Source organism: Trueperella sp. (assembly GCF_043424875.1).
GTDB lineage: Bacteria > Actinomycetota > Actinomycetes > Actinomycetales > Actinomycetaceae > Trueperella.
Window position 1 is genome coordinate 1 of the sequence record NZ_JBHWPL010000041.1, and the last position, 12707, is coordinate 12707.

General features: G+C 62.1%; 12 protein-coding genes. 3 read left to right on the plus strand and 9 right to left on the minus strand.

What is annotated here, in order from left to right:
* The first annotated feature begins 279 nt into the window (after positions 1-279).
* Positions 280-594 (plus strand): hypothetical protein, encoded by a 315-nt coding sequence (locus ACHFFR_RS03535; RefSeq protein WP_394262966.1) that lies wholly within the window; start codon positions 280-282, stop codon positions 592-594.
* On the opposite strand, the gene ACHFFR_RS03540 is transcribed toward ACHFFR_RS03535, so the two are convergent.
* The 9 genes from ACHFFR_RS03540 to xerD all read right to left on the minus strand — a co-directional run bounded on the left by ACHFFR_RS03540 (position 552) and on the right by xerD (position 9366).
* Positions 552-974, minus strand: a complete 423-nt coding sequence (locus ACHFFR_RS03540) for an NUDIX domain-containing protein (RefSeq protein ID WP_394262898.1) — start codon at positions 972-974, stop codon at positions 552-554. The two genes, ACHFFR_RS03535 and ACHFFR_RS03540, sit on opposite strands and share 43 nt — an antisense overlap.
* Complete coding sequence (locus ACHFFR_RS03545) at positions 974-2098, minus strand: 6-phosphofructokinase (RefSeq protein ID WP_394262899.1); 1125 nt, start codon at positions 2096-2098, stop codon at positions 974-976. The genes ACHFFR_RS03540 and ACHFFR_RS03545 overlap by 1 nt, the downstream gene beginning before the upstream one ends.
* A 42-nt stretch (positions 2099-2140) precedes the next feature.
* Positions 2141-3553, minus strand: a complete 1413-nt coding sequence (gene der / locus ACHFFR_RS03550; protein WP_394262967.1) for a ribosome biogenesis GTPase Der — start codon at positions 3551-3553, stop codon at positions 2141-2143.
* Between the two features lie 79 nt (positions 3554-3632).
* On the minus strand, positions 3633-5417 hold the full coding sequence (locus ACHFFR_RS03555) for a prephenate dehydrogenase (protein ID WP_394262900.1): 1785 nt from the start codon (positions 5415-5417) through the stop codon (positions 3633-3635).
* Positions 5414-6169, minus strand: a complete 756-nt coding sequence (locus ACHFFR_RS03560) for a pseudouridine synthase (protein ID WP_394262901.1) — start codon at positions 6167-6169, stop codon at positions 5414-5416. Before ACHFFR_RS03560 ends, ACHFFR_RS03555 begins: the two co-directional genes overlap by 4 nt.
* Positions 6166-6720 (minus strand): SMC-Scp complex subunit ScpB, encoded by a 555-nt coding sequence (gene scpB / locus ACHFFR_RS03565; RefSeq protein ID WP_394262902.1) that lies wholly within the window; start codon positions 6718-6720, stop codon positions 6166-6168. Before scpB ends, ACHFFR_RS03560 begins: the two co-directional genes overlap by 4 nt.
* A complete protein-coding gene (locus ACHFFR_RS03570) occupies positions 6713-7528 on the minus strand; it encodes a segregation and condensation protein A (RefSeq protein WP_394262903.1) in 816 nt (271 codons plus the stop codon). Before ACHFFR_RS03570 ends, scpB begins: the two co-directional genes overlap by 8 nt.
* Positions 7528-8385, minus strand: coding sequence for a ParA family protein (locus tag ACHFFR_RS03575; RefSeq protein WP_394262904.1), 858 nt, complete (start codon positions 8383-8385; stop codon positions 7528-7530). The genes ACHFFR_RS03570 and ACHFFR_RS03575 overlap by 1 nt, the downstream gene beginning before the upstream one ends.
* Positions 8386-8415: 30 nt before the next feature.
* The gene (gene xerD / locus ACHFFR_RS03580) at positions 8416-9366 is read right to left on the minus strand and encodes a site-specific tyrosine recombinase XerD (RefSeq protein ID WP_394262905.1); all 951 of its coding nucleotides are present in this window, start codon (positions 9364-9366) and stop codon (positions 8416-8418) included.
* Between the two features lie 99 nt (positions 9367-9465).
* Between xerD and tkt the strand changes: the two genes are divergently transcribed.
* Entirely contained in the window at positions 9466-11562 is a 2097-nt protein-coding gene (tkt, locus tag ACHFFR_RS03585) for a transketolase (RefSeq protein WP_394262906.1), read from the plus strand.
* Positions 11563-11571: 9 nt separating this feature from the next.
* A complete protein-coding gene (gene tal / locus ACHFFR_RS03590; RefSeq protein ID WP_394262907.1) occupies positions 11572-12675 on the plus strand; it encodes a transaldolase in 1104 nt (367 codons plus the stop codon).
* The last annotated feature ends 32 nt before the right edge of the window (positions 12676-12707 follow it).

The following is a 12707-nucleotide window of genomic DNA, read 5'->3' on the forward strand; positions in this document are numbered from 1 at the left end:
TCAGGTGTTGCAGCTTCGTCGACCAAAGACTCACAAACGGTAGAAATGTTATTGAGCGCTATAGTCGCCTCCTTTTGCGTAAAATTACTGGCGTTTGATCTAACGTATGAGACCGCTTCGTCGAGATCTTCATAACCTGTAATAAGGCGGCGTTATGGAAGTGAGTCCGTGACCCCACGTCGTCACAAGGGGTTTCATTGACCACAACACACTCCACCCGGCCGGTAAACTGAATGTATGCGCGAGACATTCCTTTACGACCCGCACTGCGAATTTTGCATGCGTGGGGTGAGGTGGGCGAAGCAACGCGGTGTCGACGTCGATGCGCTGGCATACACCGATGCGAACTTGGCGTCGTGGGGATTGACCGCCGCAGATGCTCAGCGAGAAGCATGGCTGGTGTCTGATCGTCGGGTATGCGCAGGCGCCGACGCGGTCCTTGGGGCGCTCCAACACGGGCCGACCTGGCTAGCTCGAATAGCCACGGTCATCATGCACACGCCGCTGATTTTTGGCGCGCGCTGGACATACCGCTGGGTTGCGGCGAACCGTCACCTACTTGGCTGGATGTTTCGCAGCCCTGCGCCGTTGTAAAGCGGAAGGATTTCGGTGGTCAGAAGCTTGCTCACATTCCGTGCCTCGTGGCTGGCTGGGTCAATGTCAGCGTCGATCCAGCGAGCTTCGTCGATCTCGGCGTGGATGCCAGTTGGCACCACGTCAGTGCACACGAAAACGGTGGAGCGGATCGCAGTGTCGGCTTCGTTCGCGGCCATGCCCTGAACGGAGCCGAGCAAACTGAGCTGTGTGGGATCCAGTTTGAGCCCTAGCTCTTCACCCACCTCCCGGATCACGGCCTCCACGGCGGTCTCGCCTTCCTCGAGTTTCCCACCGGGAAGCGTAAACCGGGCTCCGCCGCGCTTACGCAGGACGAGAATCCGGCCGTCGTCGTCGAAAATGACGCCTGCGACCTCCACTAGTCGCCCATTGCGGTGCCCACGTCACGCGCGGCACGAATCCACTCGTGATCGGTGGGAACATACTTGACCTTCCCCGCCGTCTCATCAAGATCGACGAGCTCGGTGCCTTCCCCGCGGTCCGCAACCGTCACGTGGAAATGGCCATCATGAATGGCATCGGCACCCGCAACGCCCAACCGAGTCGCCAGCAATCGATCCGCACCATTGGGCGTACCACCTCGCTGGACGTGTCCCAGAATCGTCACGCGAGCTTCAAGTCCAGTACCGGCCTCAAGCTTCTCAGCCAACGCAAGTGAGGTGCCACGGTGAGCATTCTCAATTTCCTTCACGGACTTCTTCGCGATCGCCTTCGCCTCGGGCGAGGACGCGTCCTTGACAAGCGAACGCGCATACTCGAGCTGTTGCGCCTCCTCGATCGGCATAGCGCCCTCGGCCACGGCAACAACGGAGAACGTGGACCCGCGAGCCTGGCGCCTCTTAATCATGTCGATCACAGATTCCACGTGGTAGGGAATCTCGGGAATGAGAATGACGTCGGCGCCCCCGGCGATACCCGCGCCAAGCGCCAGCCATCCGGCGCGATGGCCCATGAGTTCCACGATGATAATGCGATGATGCGAATGGGCGGTCGAATGCAACCGGTCGACGGCCTCAGTCGCGATTTCGAGCGCCGTTGAAAACCCGAACGACGAATCGGTGTGAAGGATATCGTTATCGATCGTCTTGGGCAGATGAACCACGTTGAGACCCGCTTCGGCGAGACGGTGGGCGTTCTTCGCCGTCCCTCCCCCACCCAGACACACGAGCGCGTCGAGTTTGGCTTCTTCGTAGTTCTCGACGATCGTGGGGATCATGTCGCGCCGCTCGCCATCCACCATCATTCTGTGGACCTTATCCCGCGAGGTGCCGAGCATCGTTCCACCTGTCGTCAAAATTCCAGACAGGATCGACCGATCAAGTTCAACGTAGCGGTTCTCAGCCAGCCCGCGCATTCCGTCACGGAAGCCAAGCAGCGTCCAGCCGTATTTTCCGATCGCTGCCTTGCCAAAACCCCGGATTGCCGCATTCAGCCCCGGTGCGTCTCCGCCGGCGGTCAGTATTCCAATTCGTTTCTTTGCCATAACCCCATTATCGCGCATCTGCCCAGATATATGGGAGTTTTATCACCGACGCTGTCGGCGCTGGCGCTCACGCACGGCGATTTCTACCGGAGAACCGGTAAAATCAAACGTTTCGCGGAATCGCCGTTCAATAAAACGGCGGTAGCCGTGATCGAGGAATCCGGTCGTGAACAGCACGAAACGCGGCGGCTGTACATCCACCTGAGTCGCAAAAAGAATGCGCGACTGCTTGCCGCCCCGCACCGGATGCGGGTTGGCCGCCACAAGTTCACCCAGCGTGGCGTTGAGCTTACCGGTCGCAATCCGCTTATCCCACGAGGCAAGAGCGCGATTCATGGCGCGCACCAGGCGATTGGTATGCCAGCCGGTCTCCGCCGAAATGTTGACGCGTTCAACCCAGGGCAGTTGAACCAATTCCCGGTCCAGCTCCTTGTCCAAGATGAGCCGCCGCTCGTCGTCGACAAGGTCCCACTTGTTGACCACGAGCACCATTGCCCGGCCGGAATCGACAACCTGCTGCATGATGCGAATATCTTGCTCGCTCAGGTCCGCCGAGCCATCGATGAGCACGAGGGCGAGCTCCGCGTTTGCGAGCGCGCGCTGAGTGCGGAGCGAGGCGTAGTAGTCCGCACCCGATTGAAGGTGCACTCGGCGTCGGATACCGGCAGTGTCCACGAACGTCCAGAGCTCGCCGTCGAGTTCAATGAGTTCGTCGACCGGATCGCGAGTCGTTCCAGCGGTATCATCGACGACGACGCGATTCTCCCCCGCCAGCTGATTAAGAAGTGACGACTTGCCAACGTTGGGCTTGCCCACCAGTGCGATGCGGCGCGGGCCTTCGCCGGGGCGTTCCCTGCGCACGCCCGAGACCTTGGGCAGGATTCGCATGGCCTCATCGAGCAACTCACCCGATCCGCGCCCGTGCAGGGCAGAGACCGGGAACGGCTCGCCGAGGCCAAGTGCCCACAGGTAAGCGACATCCGCTTCCTGCTGCTCAGAATCCACCTTGTTGGCCGCCAACACGGTTGGCTTGCCGGACCTGCGAATGAGCTCAACGATTCGTTCATCGGCGTCCGTTACGCCCACCGTTGCATCCACGACGAGCATGACGGCGTCGGCTTCCCTGATCGCCGTCTCGGACTGGTTCGCAACCGACAGGTCAATCCCCTTGACGTCGATCTCCCAGCCGCCGGTATCCACCACGGTGAACTGGCGGCCGTTCCATTCGGCGTCGTAGTACACGCGATCACGCGTCACGCCCGGGGTATCCTGCACAACTGCCACACGCTTTCCGACGATGCGGTTCACGAGAGTCGACTTGCCAACGTTCGGGCGTCCCACGATTGCCAGCACGGGGGCTGTCGGCGCAGGCTCCGCGTCTGGCACGGCGAGGTCGAGGTCGATGAGCGAGAGGTCGTCGTCGTCAAGCTCGTAGTCCTCGAGCGAGGCGCGCATGAGCTCGTATTGCTGCTCGTCGTACTCCGGATTGAGGTCACCGTCGAATTCGACGTCGTTCGTTGGCTCAAGTTCGTCGTTAGTCACGGTAGGTCTCCGGAATCAGCGAAATGACGGCGTCAACGACCTCGTCGATCGTCATGCTCGACGAGTCGACCTTTGTCACGCCGTCTTCCGCGGTCGTAAAGTTGGACACGGTCGAATCGTCGCGGTCGCGGCGCAGCACTTCGTCTCGCGTGTCGGCGATCGCTTTCTCATCGGTCGCACCGCGAGTTTCGAGGGCGCGCCGAGCAAGACGTGCCTCCTCCGAGGCAGTGAGCAAAACGCGCACGGGCGCGTCGGGGGCGACGACGGTGGTGATGTCGCGTCCTTCCACCACGATGCCCCTGCCCTGCGAGTGTCCCGAGGCGGTTTGTTCCTCGGCGATGATTGCCTGCTGCATGCGCACGAGCTCCGTGCGCACGTCGAGGTTCACAGCCACCTTGGACACGACCTTTGCCAGCTGCGGGTCGCGAATGGCGGCGGTGACGTTGTCATTGCCCACCATGAATCGCGGGTTGCGCGGGTCGAGATCGATCGACAGGGGCATGTTCTGCGTTGCTGCGACGACGGCGGGCTGGTCATCGAGATCAACGCCTTCGTGCTGCGCCCACCACGTGGCGGCGCGGTACATGGCGCCGGTGTCGAGGTAGGACAATCCGAGCTTGGCCGCCACGGCCTTGGCGGCTGTGGACTTGCCGGAGCCCGAGGGTCCATCAATGGCGATCACGAGCGGCTGCGACGATTCGGTTCTCACGACTCTCCATCCCATCTGTTCCAGCCCGCGTTCAAGCGGGAGGGCCTGCTGCGGCATTACCGAGACGATCACGCGGCCCACCTGCTGTTTGGCCGAGTGCTCCATCTCCAAATCTTCAATGTTGATCCCGAGCTCACCGATCTCGGCGAACAATCTGCCAAGCATGCCGGGCTCATCGGGAATCAAGACGATCACTTCGGCGTAGTTCGCCCGTGCGCCGCCGTGCTTGCCAGGGATACGCGCGACCCCGGCGTTGCCGTCCGCGATGAGTGCCGATATGCGATCCAGCCCGGCGTCCTCGCGGTCGAGAGTCGACACGAGCGCGCCCAGCCGGGCCGACATCCCGCGCAGCACGCGAACAATCTGCGCGCGGTTGGCGTGAATGATCGACGTCCACAGCAGCGGATCCGACTCCGCGATGCGCGTGACGTCCCGCAGACCTTGACCCGCCAGATCCATCGCCTCGGCGGGCGCCTCCTTGAGCGCAGCCGCGACGAGGGAACTCATTAGTTGGGGCATGTGCGAGACGAGGGCGACGGCGTGGTCGTGCTCGGCCGCATCCAGCATGACCGGCGTCGCGCCCATGTCAACGGCAAGAGTGCGAATCGTGTGCATGGCGCTCGTCGCCGTATGCTCGTCCGCGCTGATCACCCACGGCCGCCCGACGAACAGGTCCGCGTCCGCGGCAATGGCTCCCGAGCGCTCCTTGCCGGCCATCGGATGAGAGCCCACCCAGCGATCCACGCTTGGGTGGTCGATAAGTTCCTGGCGGATCCGATCCTTGACGGACGCCACGTCTGTCACCACCGCGTTCGGGAAGCGGTCCAATGCCTGGCGCACCACGGGCGCGGTTACGTCCGGAGGAATAGCGACGACGACGATCTTCGGCTCGGCGACCGGCTCGATCGAGCCCGCCCCCAAGTCGCGAGCGAGTGACGCCGCGACTGGCGATGCGTCTTCCAGGTAAACGTCAACGCCCGCGCGGCGAAGGCGTAGCGCGATGGACGTACCGAGGAGCCCCGCGCCAATGACGAGCACCGGGGATTCGGTCAGAACCGCGTCGTTCACAGGTCCACCATGCTCATGAGCGCGCCGAGTTCTGAGCCGCCAACCGTGCGGACCTGACCCGGGCGCAGGCGCCCGATCTGAATATTTGCGAACTGGGTGCGCACGAGGTCAATCACGGGGAATCCGACCTCTTCCATCATTCGGCGCACGATTCGGTTGCGGCCAGAGTGCAACTCGATCTCCACGATGGAGTGCTTGCGGCCCGCCTCGCGAAGCGTGAAGCGGTCAACCTTCACAGGGCCGTCCTCAAGGGTGATGCCCTGCTCGAGTACTTTGGTCAGACCGCGCGTGACGGTTCCCTCGACGCGGGCAATGTACGTCTTCGGTACCTCGAACGACGGGTGCGTGAGACGATGTGCGAGCTCGCCGTCGTTGGTCAGCAAAATAATGCCTTCGGTCTCCACGTCCAGGCGGCCCACGTGGTAGAGCCGCTCGACACGATCCTCGACGTAGTCCGCCAAGGTCGGGCGGCCCTGATCGTCGCTCATCGTCGAGACCACGCCGCGCTCCTTGTACAGCGCGAGGGTCACCTTGTCCTGATCGAGCTGCACGCGGTTGCCATCGACGTGAAGGACGGCCGTCTCAGGATTAACGCGGATACCAAGCTGACGCACCACGACGCCGTCGACGCTCACCCGGCCCTGCTCAATCAACTCCTCGCACGCACGGCGCGAGCCAACGCCCGCGTGTGCGAGTACCTTTTGCAGGCGTTCGCCATTCGGGTCGTGTAGGTCTTGTGCGCGGCGGCTCATAGGAGCTCCTTTTCCAAATCATCGAGATCAGTATCGTCGGGAAGGTACGGTGCGAGAGGCGCGAGTTCCTCGAGCGAGTTCATCCCCATCTTCTCAAGGAAGAGTTGGGTGGTCGCATACAGGCTGGCACCGGTTGCAGCGGTCTGTCCTACCTGCTCGATCATGCCTCTGGTCACCAAAGTTCGAACAACAGAGTCTACCTCAACGCCTCGAATGGCCGCGATCTGCGCGCGGGTAACAGGCTGGCGATAGGCGACGACGGCGAGGGTCTCGAGCGCCTGGACAGACAGCTTGGAGGACTGCGCATTCGTCACGAACTCTCCGACCACCTCCGAGTATCGCGGATGGGAGTACATACGCCACCCGCCGCCGACCTCGCGAAGGTCGAATCCTCGCTGGTCATCGGCGTATTCGCGAGCCATCTCGCGAAGGAGCGAGTCCGTGTCCGCCTCCGACATTTCGATGACGCCGGCGAGCTGGGCAAGCGGCACCGGATCGGGAGCCACCATGAGGATCGCCTCGATCGCACCGCGTTGAAATTCGTCACTCATTACTTTCCTCGCTCTCCTCATCCCACTCGTCGTCGGTGGGTTCAGGCACCTCATCGGTTACTCGCACCACGAAAAGTGTGGATAGCGGCCCGTCTTGCTCCACGCGCAGCTCGCCCCACCGGAGCATATCGAGCACCGCCAAGAATCGAGAGACAACCATCGTCACCGAGTGCGCCTCCGCGCACAGATTCGTAAACGACACCCTGTCCCCCACGACGAGCCGTTCGCGCAGGTACGCCACCTGCGTTTCGACCGGGATGAGCGGATCGTGGAGATGATCGAAGGTCATCTCTTCAGGCGTACGCGTGAACGCGCGAGCTGCCAGCATGGCCAGATCGTCGAGGTTGATCCGCAGATCGACCTCCGGAAGCATCTGGCGGAAATGGTCTTCCATCGGCACGTCGCGAGGTGTGGACAGCGACTGCACGCCGAGCGTGGCCGCCAAATCTGCTGCCACGTCCTTGTAGGCCTTGTACTGGAGCAGCTTGGCAAACAGGAGGTCGCGCGCCCCGAGAATCTCGAGGTCCTCCTCGTCGACTTCTTCGCGTGGCAACAGGCGCGCGGCCTTCATATCAAGGAGCGTTGCAGCGACGACGACGAACTCGGACATCTGCGAAAGCTCGGCCTCGTCCTGGTTGCGCACGAACGCGAGGAACTCGTCAGTGACCTCGGACAGCGCGATTTCGGTGACGTCGAGCTTCTTGCGAGAGATCAGGCTGAGGAGAACCTCAAATGGCCCCGAGAAGACGTCGAGCTCGACGGCAAATTCATCGGAGCTGAACAGGTCCTCAGACGCCGACGCGCGCACTAGGGCGAACCACCACGGGAAATGAGCTCGCGGGCCAGGCGGCGATAGGCCTGGGCGCCCTTCGACTTCGGGTCATACGTGGTGATCGGCTCGGCGGCGATCGTCGCATCGGGGAAGCGCACCGTGCGCGGAATCTCCGTGTCGAACACGCGCTCGCCGAACTGCTCGCGAATCGTCGCGATGACTTCGCGGGCGTGGATGGTGCGCTTGTCCACCATCGTCAGCAGCACCCCGTCGATCCGGAGCTGCGGGTTGAGTCGATCCTGGACGCGTTCAATCTGATCGACGAGCATCGCCACGCCGCGCATGGCAAAGAACTCGGCTTCGAGCGGGATCATCACGCCGTGTGCCGCCGTCAGCGCGTTCACGGTCAACAAACCAAGTGATGGCTGGCAATCCACGATGATGACGTCGTAGGCGTCGACGACGGGGCGCAGTACACGCATGAGCGACTGCTCTCGAGCCACTTCGTTGATGAGTTGAATCTCGGCCGCGGACAGCTCGATGTTCGAGGGCACGATGTCGAGATTCGGCGTCGACGTGTGGTGAATGATGCGCGTGACGTCCGGCTTTGCCGAGAGCATCTCGTCATACAGCGTGCGCTCGAGCGACATGGCATTGATGCCGACGCCGGCAGACGCGGCTCCCTGCGGATCGAAGTCGACGATGAGAACCTTGCGCCCATACTCGGCGAGGGCTGCGGCGAGGTTGATCGACGTCGTCGTTTTTCCGACGCCGCCTTTTTGGTTACACATCGCAATGACGCGGGCAGGCCCGTGGGAATCCAGATCGGGCGGAAGCGGGAAATCGCCATCCGGATCTAGTTCATCTAGAAGATCAGTCTGTACAGGAGTCACGTTCCTAATCTACCCGATGTGGCAATCGTTTCATCGATGAACCGCCCGTGGGTGGGAACTTGCATACATTTCCCGGATCGTCTGCGTGGTGACCTTCGTGTAAATCTGCGTGGTCGTCACCGACGAATGGCCGAGCATTTCTTGAACGATGCGCACATCCGCGCCACCCTGAAGCAGGTGAGTTGCGAAAGAGTGGCGGAACGTATGGGGCGAGACGTCGTCGATCTTGGCCCGCTGCGCGATCTCCTGAATGGCCGTCCACGCCGACTGACGCGAGAGCGGGTTACCACGCTTGTTGAGGAACAGGTAGGGGTTGCCAGAGCCCTTGGCCGCCAGCTCCGGCCGACCCCGCACGAGGTACTGCTCGATCGCCTCGATCGCGTACCGCCCGAGCGGCAAGATTCGCTCCTTGCGGCCCTTGCCAAAGAGCTTAATGGTCGCGGAGTCGAGGTCGACGTCGTCGGGAGTCAACCGCACTGCCTCGGATACGCGCGCTCCGGTGCCGTACAGAATCTCGACGAGCGCGAGGTCGCGAAGCGGAATCGGGCCCTCGCCCACGCTGGCCGCGTCGATGAGTGCGTTCATCTGGGCGATGGTGATGGCCTTGGGTAGCCGCTCCCCCTGTTTGGGTGGTCGAACCTGGGCCGTCGGGTCTGAGGCGGTGCGCCCCTCGAGCAGGAGGAACTCGTGCAAGCGCCGAATGGAGGTCACCATCCGGGCAACCGAGGACGTCGCCATCGCTTTCCCGCCGCGACCGCTGCGAAGGTAGTCGACGAATGAGGCCGCGTCCTCCTCCGACACATCCGCAAAATTGCGCACCCTGCGAGCCTTGAGATGGCTCACATAGTGCCCGATATCCCTGCGATATGCCGCAATTGTGTTGGCAGATAGCGAACGCTCAACGCTCAAATGAGCAAGGTACTGGTGAATATCCCGCGCGAAGTCACCAAAGGTAGAATTTTGGTCAGAATTCTTAGGCATTGATGCTCATCCCCGCACTGTATTACCAAGTAAGATAGATCATATAGGCACGGTGACTAGACAGAAACGCGTGTCCTCGCAACCATAAGGAGAATTTACATGACGACGTTTGAATGGTCCGAGTTAGATCAGCGGGCCGTGGACACCGCCCGTGTTCTCGCCGCAGATGCTGTCCAAAAGGTCGGCAACGGCCACCCGGGAACCGCGATATCGCTTGCTCCCGCCGCGTACTTGCTCTACCAGAAGGTCCTGCGCAACGACCCGACTGATGATCAGTGGCTTGGCCGCGACCGTTTCGTGCTCTCTGCCGGGCATTCCTCGCTCACGCAGTACGTTCAGCTGTTCCTCGCCGGCTACGGCCTGGAGATGGACGATCTCGCCGCGCTTCGTACGGAAGGCTCCGCCACCCCGGGCCATCCCGAGTACCGGCACACCAAGGGCGTAGAAATCACCACCGGCCCGCTCGGCCAGGGAATCGCCACTGCGGTAGGCATGGCGATGGCCTCGCGCCGTTCGCATGGGCTTTTCGATCCCGGTACCCCCGAGGGCGAAAGCCCCTTCGACCACTACGTCTACGCCATTGGCGGCGACGGCTGTATGCAGGAGGGCGTGACCTCCGAGGCGTCTTCGCTGGCGGGCACGCAGGAGCTGGGCAACCTCATCGTCATCTGGGACGACAACCGCATTTCCATCGAGGATGATACGTCCATCGCGTTCTCCGAGGATGTGACGAAGCGCTACGAGGCCTACGGCTGGCACACCCAGCACGTGGACTGGGTCAATGGTGGCGATTACAAGGAGGACGTCGAGGCGCTGTACAACGCGCTCGAAGAGGCTAAGAAGGTCACGGACAAGCCGTCCTTCATCCGCCTGTCCACGATTATCGCGTGGCCGGCTCCGAACGCTCAGGACACCGGCGCGGCTCACGGCTCGGCGCTTGGTGAGGACGAGATTCGGGCGACGAAGGAGATCCTCGGCCTTGACCCGGACAAGACCTTCCACATCGATCCCGAGGTCCTCGAGCACGCACGCACCCAGGCCGCCGAGAACGGCAAGCGCGTTCGCGCGGAGTGGGACGAGAAGTTCGACGCATGGGCGCAGGCGAATCCCGAACACAAGAAGCTTCTGGATCGTGTTCAGGCTCACGAACTGCCCGAGGGCTGGGAAGAGAACCTCCCCGTTTTCGAAGCCGGCTCCTCGCTGGCAACGCGTGCCGCATCGGGCAAGGTGCTCAACGCCATCGCTGACGTTCTCCCCGAACTGTGGGGCGGCTCGGCAGATCTTGCGGGCTCGAACAACACGATCATGGACGGCTACAAGTCCTTCTTCCCGGAGAAGCGCTCCTCGGAGATGTTCCCGGGTGAGAAGTATGGCCGTAACCTTCACTTTGGTGTGCGCGAGCACGGCATGGGCTCGATCGTCAACGGCATTTCATTGCACGGCCTGACCCGCGCATACGGCGCCACCTTCTTCGTGTTCGCCGACTACATGCGCCCCGCCGTTCGTCTCGCTGGCCTGATGAAGGCTCCCTCGACGTTCGTGTGGACGCACGATTCGGTGGGCGGTGGCGAGGATGGCCCGACCCATCAGCCGATCGAGCACCTGTGGTCCTACCGCGCGATCCCGGGATTGGATATCGTCCGCCCGGCCGACGCAAACGAGACCGCGCAGGCGTGGCGAGGAATCCTCGGCCACTACGACCGCGCGGCGGGCCTCGTGCTCAGCCGTCAGAACCTGCCCGTCTTCGAGCGCGGTGACGGCGACGCCAGCGGCGACACCCTCGCCAGCGCAGAAGGCGTGCTGAAGGGCGGCTACGTCCTGGCGGACGCCGAGCAGATCGACGTCGTTCTCATCGCCACCGGCTCCGAAGTTGCCGTGGCGCTCGAAGGCCGCGAGGCGCTCGCGAAGGAAGGCATCGGCGCGCGCGTCGTGTCCATGCCGTGTCTCGAGTGGTTCAACGCGCAGGATGAGGACTACCGCGAGTCCGTCATCCCATCCGACATCAAGGCCCGCGTCTCGATCGAGGCTGGCACGACGTTCGGCTGGAAGGGCATCGTCGGCGACGCCGGCCGCACCATTGGCATTGACCACTACGGCGAATCGGCCTCGGGCACGATGCTCCTGAAGAAGTACGGCATGAACGCCGAGAACGTCGTGAAGTACGCCAAGGAATCTATCGAAGCTGCAAAGAACTAGGAACCGACAATGAGCAAACTTCACGAACTCTCCGATCAGGGCGTGTCTATCTGGCTTGATGACCTATCTCGCCAGCGCCTGAACTCGGGCAATCTCGAGGATCTCATCCACAACCATGCCGTGGTGGGCGTGACCACGAACCCCTCGATCTTCGAGGCGGCGATCTCCGCCTCCGACGATTACCAGGAGGACGTGCGGCGCCTGGCCGAGGAAGGCCTGAGCGCCGAAGAGATCATCACCGAGATCACCACGGATGACGTGCGCCGTGCGTGCGATCTGTTCTCGGATCTCTACTCGGCCACGGGTGGCTACGACGGTCGCGTGTCGATCGAGGTTGATCCTCGACTCGCCAACAACACCGCACCCACCTACGAGCAGGCCAAGGAGCTGTGGGCCAAGATCGATCGCCCGAATGCGATGATCAAGATCCCGGCAACCAAGGCTGGTCTTCCAGCGATTCGCGACGCGATTGCGGACGGCATTTCGGTCAACGTGACCCTGATCTTTTCCGTGAAGCGTTACGAGGAAGTCGTGGACGCGTATCTGACGGGCTTGGAGAAAGCTCAGAAGAAGGGTCTTGACCTCAGCCAGATCCACTCGGTGGCGTCGTTCTTCGTCTCGCGCGTGGACTCGGAAGTGGACGCTCGCCTCGAGAAGATCGGCGGCCAGAGCGCCCTTGGTATGCGCGGAAAGGCTGGCGTGGCCAATGCCCGCAATGCCTATGCCGCGTTCATCAAGCACTTCGAGGAGTCGCTGCGATTCCGTGATCTAGCTGACGAGGGTGCGAATCTTCAGCGGCCGCTGTGGGCGTCGACGGGCGTGAAGAACCCCGATTACTCCCCCACGATGTACGTGGACCAGCTCGTGTCCAAGTATCTGGTCAACACCATGCCGGAGAACACGCTGTGGGCCACGAAGGATCATGCTGATCTCAGCGGTGGAGACACGATTCGCCCGAACCTGAAGTCGGCTAAGAACACGATCGACCACATCGTGTTGCTGGGCATCGATTTCGACGACGTCACGGATCAGCTTGAAGATGAGGGCGTCGAAAAGTTCGAGGTCTCGTGGGAGGATCTCATCAATACGGTGCAGGACGCAATGAACTCCTAAACGTTGTAAACTGCGTTGACGGCAGGGCGGCT

What these genes read in the sequence shown, in the direction of transcription:
- ACHFFR_RS03535 (WP_394262966.1), top strand. Translation starts at nt 280, where the DNA reads ATGCGTGGGGTGAGGTGGGCGAAGCAACGCGGTGTCGACGTCGATGCG.
- ACHFFR_RS03545 (WP_394262899.1), bottom strand. Translation starts at nt 2,098, where the DNA reads ATGGCAAAGAAACGAATTGGAATACTGACCGCCGGCGGAGACGCACCG.
- der (WP_394262967.1), bottom strand. Translation starts at nt 3,553, where the DNA reads ATGCGCGCCTCGCTCGAGGACTACGAGCTTGACGACGACGACCTCTCG.
- ACHFFR_RS03560 (WP_394262901.1), bottom strand. Translation starts at nt 6,169, where the DNA reads ATGAGCCGCCGCGCACAAGACCTACACGACCCGAATGGCGAACGCCTG.
- scpB (WP_394262902.1), bottom strand. Translation starts at nt 6,720, where the DNA reads ATGAGTGACGAATTTCAACGCGGTGCGATCGAGGCGATCCTCATGGTG.
- xerD (WP_394262905.1), bottom strand. Translation starts at nt 9,366, where the DNA reads ATGCCTAAGAATTCTGACCAAAATTCTACCTTTGGTGACTTCGCGCGG.
- tkt (WP_394262906.1), top strand. Translation starts at nt 9,466, where the DNA reads ATGACGACGTTTGAATGGTCCGAGTTAGATCAGCGGGCCGTGGACACC.
- tal (WP_394262907.1), top strand. Translation starts at nt 11,572, where the DNA reads ATGAGCAAACTTCACGAACTCTCCGATCAGGGCGTGTCTATCTGGCTT.